Origin of the sequence: Xenophilus sp., from assembly GCF_044462705.1 — a bacterium.
In the GTDB taxonomy this organism is placed as follows: Bacteria; Pseudomonadota; Gammaproteobacteria; order Burkholderiales; family Burkholderiaceae_C; genus Xenophilus; species Xenophilus azovorans.
In genome coordinates, this window is the sequence record NZ_JBIQNC010000069.1 from 4,988 (window position 1) to 18,525 (window position 13,538).

The 13,538-nt window shown below is 72.9% G+C and carries 16 protein-coding genes; 6 read left to right on the plus strand and 10 right to left on the minus strand.

Annotated elements, in window-relative coordinates; translation table 11 throughout:
* The 3 genes from ACIY1X_RS12335 to ACIY1X_RS12345 form a co-directional block, all read right to left on the minus strand.
* The coding region (locus ACIY1X_RS12335; protein ID WP_399680845.1) for an aminotransferase class IV at positions 1 to 923 on the minus strand (923 nt) is incomplete at its 3' end.
* Positions 924 to 948: 25 nt separating this feature from the next.
* A complete protein-coding gene (locus ACIY1X_RS12340) occupies positions 949 to 1,797 on the minus strand; it encodes a hypothetical protein (protein ID WP_399680847.1) in 849 nt (282 codons plus the stop codon).
* Complete coding sequence (locus ACIY1X_RS12345) at positions 1,794 to 3,419, minus strand: FMN-binding glutamate synthase family protein (protein WP_399680849.1); 1,626 nt, start codon at positions 3,417 to 3,419, stop codon at positions 1,794 to 1,796. The genes ACIY1X_RS12340 and ACIY1X_RS12345 overlap by 4 nt, the downstream gene beginning before the upstream one ends.
* A gap of 66 nt (positions 3,420 to 3,485) precedes the next feature.
* Here ACIY1X_RS12345 and ACIY1X_RS12350 point away from each other — a divergent pair, with 66 nt between their 5' ends.
* The 3 genes from ACIY1X_RS12350 to ACIY1X_RS12360 all read left to right on the plus strand — a co-directional run bounded on the left by ACIY1X_RS12350 (position 3,486) and on the right by ACIY1X_RS12360 (position 5,497).
* Positions 3,486 to 4,262, plus strand: coding sequence for a UPF0149 family protein (locus ACIY1X_RS12350; protein ID WP_399680851.1), 777 nt, complete (start codon positions 3,486 to 3,488; stop codon positions 4,260 to 4,262).
* Between the two features lie 84 nt (positions 4,263 to 4,346).
* Positions 4,347 to 5,147 (plus strand): SDR family oxidoreductase, encoded by an 801-nt coding sequence (locus tag ACIY1X_RS12355; protein ID WP_399680852.1) that lies wholly within the window; start codon positions 4,347 to 4,349, stop codon positions 5,145 to 5,147.
* A 122-nt stretch (positions 5,148 to 5,269) separates the two neighbouring features.
* Entirely contained in the window at positions 5,270 to 5,497 is a 228-nt protein-coding gene (locus ACIY1X_RS12360) for a hypothetical protein (RefSeq protein ID WP_399680854.1), read from the plus strand.
* Positions 5,498 to 5,508: 11 nt separating this feature from the next.
* Here ACIY1X_RS12360 and ACIY1X_RS12365 read toward each other — a convergent pair whose 3' ends face one another.
* The 7 genes from ACIY1X_RS12365 to apaG all read right to left on the minus strand — a co-directional run bounded on the left by ACIY1X_RS12365 (position 5,509) and on the right by apaG (position 10,916).
* On the minus strand, positions 5,509 to 5,832 hold the full coding sequence (locus ACIY1X_RS12365; protein WP_038203892.1) for a GNAT family N-acetyltransferase: 324 nt from the start codon (positions 5,830 to 5,832) through the stop codon (positions 5,509 to 5,511).
* Between the two features lie 50 nt (positions 5,833 to 5,882).
* A complete protein-coding gene (locus ACIY1X_RS12370) occupies positions 5,883 to 6,377 on the minus strand; it encodes a CinA family protein (protein WP_399680856.1) in 495 nt (164 codons plus the stop codon).
* Positions 6,378 to 6,390: 13 nt separating this feature from the next.
* The gene (locus ACIY1X_RS12375; protein ID WP_399680857.1) at positions 6,391 to 6,954 is read right to left on the minus strand and encodes a phosphatidylglycerophosphatase A; all 564 of its coding nucleotides are present in this window, start codon (positions 6,952 to 6,954) and stop codon (positions 6,391 to 6,393) included.
* Entirely contained in the window at positions 6,951 to 7,937 is a 987-nt protein-coding gene (gene thiL / locus ACIY1X_RS12380) for a thiamine-phosphate kinase (protein ID WP_399680858.1), read from the minus strand. The genes ACIY1X_RS12375 and thiL overlap by 4 nt, the downstream gene beginning before the upstream one ends.
* A gap of 7 nt (positions 7,938 to 7,944) precedes the next feature.
* Entirely contained in the window at positions 7,945 to 9,069 is a 1,125-nt protein-coding gene (locus tag ACIY1X_RS12385) for a YbdK family carboxylate-amine ligase (protein ID WP_399680866.1), read from the minus strand.
* Positions 9,070 to 9,149: 80 nt separating this feature from the next.
* Positions 9,150 to 10,427 (minus strand): cation:proton antiporter, encoded by a 1,278-nt coding sequence (locus ACIY1X_RS12390; RefSeq protein ID WP_399680859.1) that lies wholly within the window; start codon positions 10,425 to 10,427, stop codon positions 9,150 to 9,152.
* A 75-nt stretch (positions 10,428 to 10,502) separates the two neighbouring features.
* Positions 10,503 to 10,916, minus strand: coding sequence for a Co2+/Mg2+ efflux protein ApaG (gene apaG, locus ACIY1X_RS12395; protein ID WP_038203929.1), 414 nt, complete (start codon positions 10,914 to 10,916; stop codon positions 10,503 to 10,505).
* Positions 10,917 to 10,982: 66 nt separating this feature from the next.
* Between apaG and rpe the strand changes: the two genes are divergently transcribed.
* The 3 genes from rpe to ACIY1X_RS12410 all read left to right on the plus strand — a co-directional run.
* The gene (gene rpe, locus ACIY1X_RS12400; RefSeq protein WP_399680860.1) at positions 10,983 to 11,669 is read left to right on the plus strand and encodes a ribulose-phosphate 3-epimerase; all 687 of its coding nucleotides are present in this window, start codon (positions 10,983 to 10,985) and stop codon (positions 11,667 to 11,669) included.
* Positions 11,670 to 11,684: 15 nt separating this feature from the next.
* Positions 11,685 to 12,659 (plus strand): succinylglutamate desuccinylase/aspartoacylase family protein, encoded by a 975-nt coding sequence (locus tag ACIY1X_RS12405; RefSeq protein WP_399680861.1) that lies wholly within the window; start codon positions 11,685 to 11,687, stop codon positions 12,657 to 12,659.
* 82 nt (positions 12,660 to 12,741) lie between these two features.
* A partial coding sequence (locus ACIY1X_RS12410) for a Ku protein (protein WP_399680863.1) occupies positions 12,742 to 13,538 on the plus strand: 797 nt, incomplete at its 3' end.

The following is a 13,538-nucleotide window of genomic DNA, read 5'->3' on the forward strand; positions in this document are numbered from 1 at the left end:
CCGTAGTCCACCTCGTCGCGGTACGCCGGCTCCTTGCGCAGCGCCCAGTAGGCGTCGTGCAGGCGCTGCGTGACGGGGCCGGGAAAGCACGGCAGCGGCACGCCGTCGAGCTTCGCGATGGGCAGCACGCCGCCGCCGGTGGAGCTGAGGAACACCTCGTCGGCCGCGCGCACCTCGGCCACCGGCAGCGGCGCCACCCGCAGCGGGATGCCCAGCTTTCCGCACAGCTCGATCACCGTGCGGCGCGAGACGCCTTCCAGCACGCCGCGGTCGGCCGTGCGCACCTCGCCGTCCTTGACGATGAAGACGTTGAAGCCCGGCCCCTCGGCCACGTTGCCCTGCGCATCGACCACGCAGCTCGTGTCGCGGCCGCGGTCGTAGGCGTCGAACAGCGACTGCACCAGGTCGATCCAGTGGTAGTTCTTCACCGTCGGGTCGACCGACTCGGGTGCGATGCGCACGCGCTCGCTGATGTGCAGGTCGATGCCCTCGCGCTGCTTGTCGGGCGGTGCGATCCACACGTAGGGCAGGGCATAGGCGTAGAAGCGGTTCTCGGCCAGCCGCGGGTCGCGCGCGCCGTACTTCGTGGGAGGCGGCACGCCGCGCGTGCACACCATCGCGACGTAGCAGTCCTTCAGGCCCGAGGCGCGCACGCAGCCGTGCAGGATGGCGCGCAGCGCCTCGCGGCTGTACGGGATCGACATGCGCATCTTCTCCAGGCTGGCGAAGAAGCGGTCCATGTGCGTGTCGAGCCGGAAGAAGGCGCCCTCCCAGGTGCTGGCCACGTCGTAGGTGGCGTCGGAGCGGGTGAAGCCCCAGTCGAACAGCGAGACCTTCGCTTCCGACAGCGGCACGTAGGCGCCGTCGGCGAAGGCGCAGCCGCCTTCGTGCAGGCCGGTGGGCGGGGTGGGAGGCAGGGTCATGGCGGATGTCCTCGGGGGCGTCGTGTCAGGAGCTGGATGCCGGGCTCAGGTGCCACTGCGCCAGCAGCCGCGCCACCGCGCGCACGCGCTGGGTGTCGCGGCCCCAGCGGCGCCCGCGCGGCAGCCGGCGCAGCCAGCGCATGCGCTGCGCCGCGATGGCGATGCGGTGGCGCACCTCGGGGTCGGCCGGCGCCAGCGCGGCGTGCCAGTCGGCGCGCGCGGCCTGCGGCGCGGCTGCGTCGATCAGCAGCGCGGTGGAATGCAGGTAGCTCAGCCAGTCGCGCGCCTGGCATTCGGCCAGCGACAGCACCTCGCCCGGGTCGTCCTCGAAGTCGATGAAGCCGATCACCTCGTCCGGGCAGCGCATCAGATTGCGCGCGAAGGCCTGGCTCAGGTAGCAGCCCTGCGCATGCACGGCGGCGATGGCGTCCAGCCCCTCGCGCCAGGCCACGCGCAGCGCGGCCGGGCCGCTGGCGGCGGCCTGGTCCAGCCGCTCGTTGAACACCAGCGCGCCGCGCCCGCCTTCGCCCAGGTCGCTGATGAGCAGGCCGTCGGCCTGCTCGGCCAGCACGCGCGGCACGCGCACGCCGGCCTCGGCCAGTGCGCGCAGGCGCCGCGCCTCGGTGGCGATGGCCGCCTCGCCGCCCAGGTTGGGCACCGGCGTGAGCACGTCCAGCCGGAACACCCGCGCCAGCAGCGCCAGCAGCCGGTAGCGCAGCAGGCTGTGGCGCGGCCCGGCCTTCTTGAGCCACACCCGCTCCTCGCCCAGGCGGTGGGAGGCGACGCCGCGCGTCTGCCGCGGCAGCGTGGCGGCGAGGAAGGCGGCGTAGTCGCCGGCGTGCGTTTCCCTGGCCGTGGCCGCCATGTCCATCATGCTGCCGCCGCCACCGGCTGGAAGCTCTGCGCGCTGGCCATCGGCCAGTAGGTGCGGAACACGGTGTACAGCCCGTCCAGCGGGCCCAGCAGCGCGCCGGGCTGCACCTGCATGATCAGGTTGGACAGCAGGCGCACCTCGGTGTCGGAGATGCGCCGCACGATGTGGTGCGCGGTGATCTCGCGCGGGTGCGCCAGGCCGGCGGCCTGCACCAGCTCCTGCAGCGCGTGCAGCGTGCTCTGGTGGAAGTGGCGCACGCGCTCGGCCTTGTCGGGCACCACCAGCGCCTGCTGGCGCAGCGGGTCCTGCGTGGTCACGCCGGTGGGGCACTTGCCGGTGTGGCAGGCCTGCGCGTGGATGCAGCCCAGCGCCATCATGAAGCCGCGCGCCGCGTTGCACCAGTCGGCGCCCAGCGCCATCATGCGCGCCAGGTCGAAGGCGGTGATCACCTTGCCGGCGCAGCCGAGCTTGATGCGGTGGCGCAGGTTGACGCCGACCAGCGTGTTGTGCACCAGCTGCAGCCCTTCCTGCAGCGGGGTGCCCATGTGGTCGCTGAACTCCACCGGCGCCGCGCCGGTGCCGCCCTCGGCGCCGTCGACGACGATGAAGTCGGGCACGATGCCGGTGGCCAGCATCGCCTTGACGATGGCGAACCACTCCCACGGGTGGCCGATGCACAGCTTGATGCCGGTGGGCTTGCCGCCGGAGAGCTCGCGCAGGCGGGCGACGAACTGCATCATCTCCACCGGCGTGCCGAAGGCGCTGTGGGCGGCGGGCGAGATGCAGTCCACGCCCGCCGGCACGCCGCGCGCGGCGGAGATCTCCGCCGTCACCTTCGCGCCCGGCAGCATGCCGCCGTGGCCCGGCTTGGCGCCCTGGCTGAGCTTGATCTCGATCATCTTCACCTGCGGGTCGCGCGCGTTCTCGGTAAAGCGCGCCTCGCTGAAGCGGCCGTCCTCGTCGCGGCAGCCGAAGTAGCCGGAGGCCACCTGCCAGACCAGGTCGCCGCCGTGCACGCGGTGATGCCGGCTGATCGAGCCTTCGCCGGTGTCGTGCGCGAAGCCGCCCAGCTTCGCGCCCCGGTTCAGCGCCATGATGGCATTCGCCGACAGCGCGCCGAAGCTCATCGCCGAGATGTTGAACACGCTGGCGCTGTAGGGCTGGGCGCAGTCCTCGCCGATGACGATGCGGAAGTCGTGGCCGTCCAGCCGCGACGGCTGCAGCGAGTGGTTGATCCACTCGTAGCCGTGGCGGCCCACGTCCAGCTGCGTGCCGAAGGGCCGGTTGTCCGGCTCGCCCTTGGCGCGCTGGTAGACCAGCGAGCGCTGCGCGCGCGAGAAGGGCGCCGCCTCGGTGTCGCTCTCGATGAAGTACTGGCGCATCTCGGGGCGGATGTACTCCAGCAGGAAGCGCAGGTGCCCGATGACCGGGTAGTTGCGCAGCACCGCATGGCGCGTCTGCCGCAGGTCGTGCACGCCGGTGCCGGCGAGCACCGCAAACACCGCCAGTGCGAGCCAGGCGGCCCACAGGTGCGGAACCAGCAGCGCTGCGGCCAGGCTGGCCGCCAGGCCGGCCACGCACAGGGCGAAGCTCAGGTAGCGGAGGGGGGGCAGGGGGTTCATCGGGCCATCTTCTTTCGGGGCGTGGCTGCGTGCTGCATGATAGGGCGCTCATCTTCGAGCCTTCCCATGACAGCCGATCCACCCGCCGACGCCGCCCTGGCCCCTCTCTCCGCCGACGATTTCGACTTCCTCGACGACGAGCTCGACGCCATGCGCGAGCAGGGCGCCGAGGTGCCGCAGTGGGAGTTCTGCGACGGCTTCATGACGGCGATGGTCTGCACGCGCCGGCCGATCGAGCCGCAGGAATACTGGCCGGCGCTCTTCGGCGAGGGCTTCTCGCCGGCGCAGCACATGGAGTTCGTCTGGCGCTGGCGCCGCCGCTGGCGGCAGATCGAGACCGCGCTGGACGCCCCGGACCTGGACGCGCTGGAGGACGAGCGCTGCCTGCAGCCCGAGTGCCTGGACCTGCGCGGCGCCATCGCCGCCCTGCCCGAGGACGAGCGCGCCGACGCGCCGGGCGACGGCGACATCCCCGCCTTCGGCCAGATGTGGGCGCTGGGCTTCCTGGCGGCCGTGGAGCAGTGGGCCGACGACTGGGCGCCGCCGCGCGACAAGGAAGTCGCCGCCATGCTGGAGGATGCGCTGGAGGCCATCGAGGTGCTGGCCGGCGACGACACCGCGCCGCCGGCCGTCTCCATGTACGCCGAGGACGGCCCGCCCACCGTGAGCGAGCAGCGGCTGGAGGACTTCGGCGAGGCGATCTGGGCGGTGTACGACCTGCGCCAGCTCTGGAAGAGCCTGGGTCCGCGCGTGCAGGCCGTGCGCAGGGCCGACGAGCCGGGCCGCAACGACCTGTGCCCGTGCGGCAGCGGCAAGAAGTACAAGAAGTGCCACGGCGCGTAGCCGCGCCGCCGCGTTCCGGCAGGAAGCGTGGGGCCTTGGCATCGGGCGTTTGACAGCCCGCGCCCGCTGCGCCCCAATGGCCGCATGGATCTCGAACTCGCAGGCAGGCACGTTCTCGTCACCGGCGGCAGCAAGGGCATCGGCCTGGCCTGCGCGCGCGGCTTTCTGCGCGAGGGCGCGCGCGTCAGCCTGGTGGCGCGCAACGAGGCGGCGTTGGCCGAGGCGGCGCTGTCGCTGGCCGACGCCCGGCCCGACGCCGCGCTGCAGGTGGCGACCTTCTCCGCCGACCTGAGCGACCCGCTGGCCGCCGTCGCGGTGCTCGACCGCATCGAGCAGGCGCACGGACCGGTGGACGTGCTGGTCAATGCCGCCGGCGCCGCGCGGCGCACCCCGGCCGACGAACTGGACGCCGCCCGCTGGCACGCCGCCATGCAGGCCAAGTACTTCACCTACATCCACATGATTGACCCGCTGGTCAAGCGCATGGCCGCGCGCGGCGGCGGCGCCATCGTCAACGTGGTGGGCGCGGGCGGCAAGGTCGCCAGCCCCATCCACCTGGCCGGCGGCGCCGCCAACGCGGCGCTGATGCTGGCCAGCGCCGGCCTGGCCAACGCCTACGCGCGCCGCGGCGTGCGGGTGAATGTCGTCAACCCCGGCCTCACCGCCACCGAGCGGCTGCAGGAAGGCCTGGCCGCCGAGGCCCGGCACCGCGGCGGCACGGTGGAGGAGGCGCTGGCCCGCGCCGCCGAGCGGCTGCCGCTGGGCCGCATCGCCGAGCCGGAGGAGATCGCCGACGCGGTGCTGTTCCTGGCCTCGGCGCGCGCCAGCTACGTCACGGGCGCGGTGCTGTCGATGGACGGCGCGGCGGTGCCGACAGTGGTGTGAGGATGAACGCCCGGCTTCGGCACTATTGCGCAAGGCCGGCTCCGGACTAACCCGGGTGGTGGATGCGCATGGCGCGTTCAGTTGTTACCGTTCGCAACATCATCCCTCGACCTCGCACCACCATGCTGTCCATCGCCCAGAAGGCCGACATCCTGCGCAAGGCTGGCATCGCGCAGGTACCCCCGCCGCCCGCCGCCGGCGCGCCAGCCGACGACGACTGGGAGCGCGCCATCGACGCGCTCTATGCCGAATACACCGCGGCCCGCGCCGCCCGCAGCCTGCGCGAGGCCGAGGCCGCGCGCCAGCAGGAGATGCTGCGCCGCATGGCGTGGACCACCGCCACGCATTGACGGCCGCGCCGTCAGATGTTGAAAGCGCGCTGGGTCTCGGGGCGCACGAGGTCGACGTACTCGCGGTGCTTGCGGATGTAGCCGGCGATGAACTGGCAGGCCGGGATGACCGGCTGGCCCTCGGCCCGCGCCGTGTCCAGCACGTGGCGGGCGATGGCCGAGCCGATGCCGCGGCCCTCGAAGGCCGGCAGCACTTCCGTGTGGGAGAACAGCACCCCGTTGGCCAGCTGGCTGAATTCGACATACGCGGCCAGCGTGTCGCCGGCCCAGGCTTCGTGGCGGCTCTGGTCGGCGTTGAGGACGAAACGCAGGTCGTCGTTCGCGGGCGTGTTCATCGGGCAGTCTCCAATCGGTTCGCGCGAGGTTCAGGGTAAGCCAGATGGCCTCAGCGTGCCAGCAACCCCGCGAGCACGCGCAGGGCATGGTGCACGGTGGCGGCGCGCACGGCGGCGCGGTCGCCCTCGAAGCGGCGGCGTTCGGCCTGCACGGCGCCGTCCACGCTCCAGCCGAACCACACGGTGCCCACGGGCTTGTCGGGCGAGCCGCCCGCCGGCCCGGCGACGCCGGTGACGGCCACCGCGACCTGCGCCGCCGACCGGGCCACCGCCCCGGCAGCCATGGCGCGGGCCACCGGCTCGCTCACGGCGCCGTGCGCGGCGATGAGGCCCGCATCCACGCCCAGCAGTTCCGTCTTGGCGGCGTTGGAATAGGTGACGAAGCCGCGCTCGAACCAGTTGCTGGAGCCGGCCAGGTCGGTGCAGGCGGCGGCGATCAGGCCGCCGGTGCAGCTCTCGGCCGTGGCCATCATGCGGCCCTGCGCCTGCAGCCGCTCGGCCAGGTGCGCCACCAGGGCGGGGGTGTCGAGTGCGTCCAGGTCCATCGCCGGGTCCTCGTCAGAAGAAGAAAAAGCGCCACGCCGCGATCGTCAGCAGCGTGCAGAAGGCGGCCACCAGGTCGTCGAACAGGATGCCGAAGCCGGCCCAGCCCCAGCCCTCGTGCGGCGCGGCGCCGGCCGGGCGCTTGCACAGCCGGTCGGCCCAGCCCACCGGGCCGGGCTTGACGGCGTCGTAGAAGCGGAACAGCCCGAAGGCGACGGCCTGGGCCCAGAAGCCGGCCGGCATCACCAGCCACAGCACGATCCAGAAGGCGACCACCTCGTCCCACACGACGCTGGACGGATCGGCCACGTCCATGTGCCGCGCGGTGAGGGTGCAGGCCCACCAGCCGACCACCAGCGAGACGGCGATGACCGCGGCGATGGCCGCCGCCGACAGCGCCTGGCCCAGCAGCGCATACGCGGCCCAGGCCCACAGCGTGCCGACCGTGCCCGGCGCCCAGCGCGAGAGGCCGGCGCCGAAGCCCAGGGCAATGAGGTGGGCCGCATGCGCACGCAGGAAGGCGGCGTCGGGCCGGGTCCGTGCGGGCAGGGAAGGAGGGCTGCTGGGCTGGGCGCTCATTCTGTTGCGCTGAAATGGTCGAAGGAAGCGAAGCGCTGCGTCACCGGCGCACCCTGCGCATCGACGATGCGCAGGCCGGGCTCGGCCTCGATGCGGCCGATGCGCGTGACCGGCGTGCCGGCGGCGTGGCCCGCGGCCTCGACGGCCGCGCGCGCCGCAGCGGGCGCGGTGAAGGCCAGCTCGTAGTCGTCGCCCCCGGCCAGCGCGAGGCTGCGCCACGCCGCCGCGTCGAACGCCTCCATGCCGGGCGCGCCGCGCGCGGCCACGCGCGCGGCCGCGGCGTCGGCCTCCAGCGTTGCGCCCACGCCGCCGGCGCGCAGCACGTGGCCCAGGTCGCCGGCCAGGCCGTCGCTGACATCGATGGCGCTGGTGGCGATGCCGCGCAGGGCCTGGCCGAGCGCGACGCGGGGCGTGGGCCGCTCCATGCGCGCGCGGGCGGCGGCGAAGACCTCGGCCGGCACGGCCAGCGTGCCGCGGAACACCTCCAGCGCCAGCCGCGCGTCGCCCAGCGTGCCGCTCACCCACAGGTCGTCGCCGGCCCGGGCGCCGGAGCGCAGCAGCGCGCCGCCGGCGGGCACCTCGCCGAACACGGTGACGCAGATCGTGAGCGGGCCGCGCGTGGTGTCGCCGCCGGCCAGCGTGCAGCCGTGCGCGTCGGCCAGCGCGAACAGGCCGCGCGCGAAGCCGGCCAGCCAGGCGTCGTCGACCGAGGGCAGCGCCAGCGCGAGCGTGAAGGCCAGCGGCTTCGCGCCGGCGGCGGCCAGGTCGCTCAGGTTGACGGCCAGCGCCTTGTGGCCGAGCGCGGCCGGATCGACGGTGGCGAGGAAGTGCCGCCCCTCCACCAGCATGTCGGACGAGACGGCCAGTTGCATGCCGGGCGCCGGCGCCAGCAGCGCGCAGTCGTCGCCCACGCCCAGCGCCACGCCGCCGCCCGGCGGGACCGGGCGCGTGAAGTGGCGCGCGATCAGCTCGAACTCGCCCATCGCGTCCTCAGGCCGCCGGCGTGCGGAAGCGCTGCGCCGCCTGCCGCACCACCTCGGCCAGCAGGCGCTCCTTGCCCTGGCGCTCGCGCAGCCAGCGCGCGTCGTTGTGGCTGGCCTCCACGTCGGTGCGCAGGCGCGCGAAGGCGCGCGTGGCGTCGAGCGTGTTGGCGTGCGATTCGAGCATGGTCATGGTGCGCAGGATGTGCTCGCGCAGCGGCAGGTGGTCGCCGGTGGCCGGGTCCACGTACACGGCGTCGAGGCCGAAGCGGCAGGCCTGGAAGCGGTTGTAGGTGTAGACGAGGTAGTCGTCCTCGCTCGGCACGAAGGGCTGCTCCTGCAGGAAGTACGAGGCCAGCGTCTGCACGTAGCCGGCCAGCGCGGCGGCGCGCTCCACCGTCAGCGGCGTGTCGAAGACGCGGATCTCGATGGTACCGAACTCGGGCTTGGGGCGGATGTCCCAGTAGAAGTCCTTCATGCTGCGCACGACGCCGGTGCGCGTCATGCGCTCGAAGTAGTCGCCGAACTCGCGCCAGCTCAGCGTGAAGGGCGCGCGGCCCGACAGCGGGAAGGCGAACACCGAGTTCAGCCGCGCCGAGTCGAAGGCCGTGTCCTGCCCCTGCACGAAGGGCGAGGAGGCCGACAGCGCGATGAAGTGCGGGATGTAGCGGCTCATGCGGTGCAGCATGAGCAGCGCCGCGTCGGCGTCGGGGCAGCCCACGTGCACGTGCTGGCCGAAGATGGTGAACTGTTTGCTCAGGTAGCCGTACAGCTCCGACAGCTGCCGGAAGCGCGGCTTGTCGTAGATGCGCCGCTCGTGCCACTGCTGGAAGGCGTGCGTGCCGCCGCCCAGCACCGCGATGTTGAGCCGGTCGGCCGTCTTCACCAGCGCATCGCGGATGGGCGTGAGCTGCCTGAGCACGTCCTCGGCCGAGTGGCAGATGTCGGTCGAGATCTCGATCATGCTCGAGGTCATCTCCGGCACCACGCTGCCCGGCAGCTTGAACTGCGCCATGCCGCGCAGCATGTCCTCGGCGTAGGGCGCCAGGTCGTAGTCGTGCGTGTTGACGAGCTGCAGCTCAAGCTCCACGCCCAGCGACAGCGCCTTGGAGCTGCTGAAGGGTTCCAGCGGCACCATGCGGCGGTCGGCCTGGCTCTTGAGCGCCTCCGGCACGTGCACCGCCTCGGCGGGTGCGTCGGAAAAGATCGAGGGCGTCATCGTTGTGTATCCCGTTGCGTTTCTTCCGCGGGCGGGAAGGCCTCCGGCCGCCAGGGGCGCGAGCTCTCGCCGGCGGCGTGGATGGCCACCGTGGCCAGTACCGCGCCCACCACCTCCATCACCAGGATGGCCGGCAGCGCCACCTGCGTGACCAGGTGGCCCAGCAGCGGCGACGCGGTGACGAAGCTGGAGGCGATCAAGAGCGCGATGGACGACAGCGGCGACATCGCGCAGCCCACCCACACCGCCTGCCGCCAGCTCGCGCCGCTGCCCGGGTTGGCCAGCGCCACGCCGGCGATCTTGGCGATGGTGCGCACCACGATCAGCGCCAGCACGGTGGTGGCCACCGGCCGGCTCCACTCGGCCTGCGCCGCCACCATCGAGACCAGCACGAACATCAGCATCGTCACCAGCGAGGAGGCCGTGCCCAGTTGCTGCGGCCACGCCCACGGCCGCGGGTTGAGCAGCTTGAGCAGCACGCCGCCGATCAGCGCCGCCAGCGGCGCGGCGCCGCCGAAGTGCGTCGTCACCGCGGCGCCGGCGCCGATGATGGCCAGCAGCAGGATCGAGGTGTTCTCGCTGGTCGGGCTCATCACCCGCAGCGCCGAGCGCAGCGCCAGCGCCATCAGCGCCCCCACCACGAAGGACAGACCCAGCACCACCAGCACCGGGTAGAAGCGGTCGAACAGGCCCAGCGGCGTGCGCTCCACCAGGCTGGCCTGCGCATAGCCCAGCACCAGCGCGTAGAAAGTGCCCAGCGTGGCCAGCGCCATCGCGCGCTCGGTCACCGGGCCCGAGGCGCGGGTGTCGATGGCCACGCGCATCAGCACCGCCGGCGAGGCCGCCAGCGCGATGGTGGCCAGCGGCCCGGCCACCGGCTCCGGCACGTCCAGCCAGGTCAGCAGTTGCCACACGGCGGCATAGGTCAGCAGCGACTCGACCACGCTTTGCGCCAGCACCATCGGGTTGTGGCGGAACCAGCCCAGCGGCAGGCGTCCGCCGGCCTCGAACAGCACGATGGCCACGCCCAGCTCGAGCAGGAACAGGGCCGTGCCCCGCAGCGGCCACACCGCGCCGCCGAAGCCGGCCAGGCCGACCACCGTGCCCACCAGCGCGTAGCCCACCACCTTGGGCAGCCCCATGTAGCGCTGCACCAGGTGGCCGGCGGCGGCGGCGGCGGCCACCAGCAGCGCCCAGCCCACGGTGGGCAGCCCGGCCGTGGGGCGCACCCATTCGGCCCAGAAGCCCAGCAGTTCGGAAGTGAAGAAATTCATCGGCAGGACAAGACGGATGCGCCGGCCTGCGCAGCCGACGCCGGAATTCTCTGGACGCCTGCGGGCCGGCGCCCGCTAGTGCAGGACGCGCGGCACGCCGGCGGCGTGCGGATCGCTGCCGCCTTCGGCGGACAGCACGAACAGCGGGATGGGCACGTCGAAGCGCTCGCCCTTCTCGCTCACCACGAAATAGCTCCCCTGCATGGTGCCGCGCGGCGCCCGCAGCCGGCATCCGCTGGTGTAGCGGAAGGATTCGCCCGGCGCGAGCAGCGGCTGCTGCCCGACCACCCCCAGGCCCTTGACCTCCTGTGTGTGGCCGGAGGCGTCATCGATCAGCCAGTGGCGCGCGATGAGCTGGATGGCGAAGTCCGCCACGTTGCTCACCGTGATCGTGTAGGCGAAGGTATACACGCCTTCCACGGGGGAAGACTGGTCCGCAAGGTACTGCGGCTCCACTTCCACGGTCATCGGGTGCTCGGGGCGCGGCATGCCGCCGATGTTAGCAACCGGCCGCCGGCCGGCCGTCTGCGGGCAATCCCGCGACAATGCCCGCCCATGAGCCGCCCCACGCACCGCATCGCCCCCTCCATCCTGTCCGCCGACTTCGCCCGCCTGGGCGCCGAGGTGGCCGACGTCATCGCCGCCGGCGCCGACTGGATCCATTTCGACGTGATGGACAACCACTACGTGCCCAACCTCACCTTCGGCCCGATGGTGTGCGAGGCGCTCAAGCCGCACGCGAAGACGCCCGCCGGCCAGGCGGTGCCGATCGACGTGCACCTGATGGTCGAGCCGGTGGACGCGCTGGCGGCGGCCTTCGCCAAGGCCGGCGCCGACTACATCAGCTTCCACCCCGACGCCTCGACCCACGTGCACCGCAGCATCCAGGCCATCCGCGCGGCGGGCTGCAAGCCGGGGCTGGTGTTCAACCCCGGCGCCGGGCTGGAGGTGCTGGACTGGGTGATCGAGGACATCGACCTGATCCTGATCATGAGCGTCAACCCCGGCTTCGGCGGCCAGGGCTTCATCGACTCGGCCCTGCGCAAGATCGAACAGGCGCGCAAGCGCATCGACGCCAGCGGCCGCGACATCCGGCTGGAGGTGGACGGCGGCATCAAGGCCGACAACATCGCCCGCGTGGCCGCGGCCGGTGCCGACACCTTCGTGGCCGGCAGCGCGATCTTCAACGCGCCGGACTACGCGGCGGTGATCGCCGCGATGCGGGCGCAGCTGGCCGGCTGAGGCCGCCCTTCGCTCATGCCCGCCACCCCCGCCGACGACACCCTGCGCATCCACGGCTTCGCCGCCCTGCGCCCAGGGCCGCGGCTGCTGGTGATGGGCGGGGTGCACGGCGACGAGACCTGCGGCACGGCCGGCATCGAGCGCGTGCTCGGCGAACTGGCGGACGGCACGCTCGCGCTGCAGCGCGGCCAGCTCACGCTGGTGCCGATCGCCAACCCGCTGGCGCGCCGCCGCCTGGCGCGCGAGGGCGAGCGCAACCTCAACCGCGCCTTCATGCCGCGCACCGTGCCGGTGGACAACGAGGACCGCCTGGCCAACCTGCTGTGCCCGCTCATCGAGCGGCACGAGGTGCTGCTGGACCTGCACTCCTTCGAGAGCCGCGGCGAGGCCTTCGCCATGATCGGCCCGCGCGACAACGACGGCCCGCTGGAGCCCTTCGCCCGCGCGGCGGAGGAGGGCCGCCTGGCGCTGCACCTGCGCACGCCTACCGTGGTCGAGGGCTGGCTGGACATCTACGCCGCCGGCCTGGCGCAGCGCGCCGGCGGCGCGGCGCCGGGGGCCGAGGCGCTGGGCTACGGCTGCGGCACCAACGAGTACATCCGCAGCCGCGGCGGCTACGGCGTGACGCTGGAGTGCGGCCAGCACCGCGACCCGGCCGCGCCCGAGGTGGCGTGGCGCGCCATCCGCCGCACGCTGGCGCTGCTGGGCATGGCGCCGCTGCCGCCCGCGCTGGCCGGCGAAGGGCCGCCGCCGGCGCCGCGCCTGCTGCGCCTGGCCGGCGTGACCGACCGCCTGCACGAGGGCGACCGCTTCGTGCGCGACTGGGCCACCTTCGACGCCGTGTGCGCCGGCGAGGCGGTCGGCCTGCGCCACGACGGCGCCGTGGTGGCGGCGCCGGGAGACGGCTTCATCGTCTTCCCCAACGCGCGTGCGCTGCCGGGCAGCGAGTGGTTCTACTTCGCCACGCGCAGCGAGCGCGTGCTGGGCTGACAACAGACGGGCGCGCCTCCTGCGCGCCTACACCGCCCGCCGGGCGGGTTGCCTAGAGTGGAGGATCGAAGGAGTCTTCGCCATGGCTTCCAAATCCGCTTCTTCTTCCCGCACTGCCGCCACGTCCGCCCCCGCGCCGCGCGTCCTGTGGAAAGGCGCGATCAGCTTCGGCCTCGTCCACATCCCGGTGGCGCTGTATTCCGCCACGCGCGACAGCGGCATCGACTTCGACTGGCTCGACAAGCGCAGCATGGACCCGGTGGGCTACAAGCGCATCAACAAGAAGACTGGCAAGGAGATCGCGCGCGAGCACATCGTGCGCGGCGTGCAGTACGAGAGCGGCCAGTACGTGGTGCTGAGCGACAAGGAGATCGCCGACGCCTACCCGCGCACCACGCAGACCATCGAGATCGAGAGCTTCGTGCCGGCCGACGGGATTCCCTTCGTCTACCTGGAGCGGCCCTACTACGTGGCGCCGATCAACCGCGGCGCCAAGGTGTATGCCCTGCTGCGCGAGACGCTGCAGCGCAGCCGCCGCATCGGCGTGGCGCGGGTGGTGATCCAGACCAAGCAGCACCTGGCCGCGCTGGTGCCGGCCGGGCCGGGCCTGGTGCTCAACCTGCTGCGCTGGGGCTCGGACATCCGCTCCTGGGAAGACCTGCCGCTGCCCGATGCCGATGCGAAGAAGGCCGGCCTCACCGAGCGCGAGCTGCGCATGGCCGGGCAACTGGTGGACGACATGAGCACCGCCTGGAACCCCGAGGACTACCGCGACGAGTTCAGCGAGCAGATCATGAAGCTGGTGGACCGCAAGGTGGCCGCCGGCCAGACCGAGGAGGTCGCCAGGCTGGCGCCGGTGGAGCGCGGCGAGACCGGCGG

Bases quoted from the DNA above. Each gene is read 5' to 3' on its own strand.
- ACIY1X_RS12370 (WP_399680856.1), bottom strand. From the start codon at position 6,377: ATGGACCTGGACGCACTCGACACCCCCGCCCTGGTGGCGCACCTGGCC.
- thiL (WP_399680858.1), bottom strand. From the start codon at position 7,937: ATGGGCGAGTTCGAGCTGATCGCGCGCCACTTCACGCGCCCGGTCCCG.
- ACIY1X_RS12375 (WP_399680857.1), bottom strand. From the start codon at position 6,954: ATGAGCGCCCAGCCCAGCAGCCCTCCTTCCCTGCCCGCACGGACCCGG.
- ACIY1X_RS12355 (WP_399680852.1), top strand. From the start codon at position 4,347: ATGGATCTCGAACTCGCAGGCAGGCACGTTCTCGTCACCGGCGGCAGC.
- ACIY1X_RS12360 (WP_399680854.1), top strand. From the start codon at position 5,270: ATGCTGTCCATCGCCCAGAAGGCCGACATCCTGCGCAAGGCTGGCATC.
- rpe (WP_399680860.1), top strand. From the start codon at position 10,983: ATGAGCCGCCCCACGCACCGCATCGCCCCCTCCATCCTGTCCGCCGAC.
- apaG (WP_038203929.1), bottom strand. From the start codon at position 10,916: ATGCCGCGCCCCGAGCACCCGATGACCGTGGAAGTGGAGCCGCAGTAC.
- ACIY1X_RS12340 (WP_399680847.1), bottom strand. From the start codon at position 1,797: ATGATGGACATGGCGGCCACGGCCAGGGAAACGCACGCCGGCGACTAC.
- ACIY1X_RS12405 (WP_399680861.1), top strand. From the start codon at position 11,685: ATGCCCGCCACCCCCGCCGACGACACCCTGCGCATCCACGGCTTCGCC.
- ACIY1X_RS12350 (WP_399680851.1), top strand. From the start codon at position 3,486: ATGACAGCCGATCCACCCGCCGACGCCGCCCTGGCCCCTCTCTCCGCC.
- ACIY1X_RS12390 (WP_399680859.1), bottom strand. From the start codon at position 10,427: ATGAATTTCTTCACTTCCGAACTGCTGGGCTTCTGGGCCGAATGGGTG.
- ACIY1X_RS12365 (WP_038203892.1), bottom strand. From the start codon at position 5,832: ATGAACACGCCCGCGAACGACGACCTGCGTTTCGTCCTCAACGCCGAC.
- ACIY1X_RS12345 (WP_399680849.1), bottom strand. From the start codon at position 3,419: ATGAACCCCCTGCCCCCCCTCCGCTACCTGAGCTTCGCCCTGTGCGTG.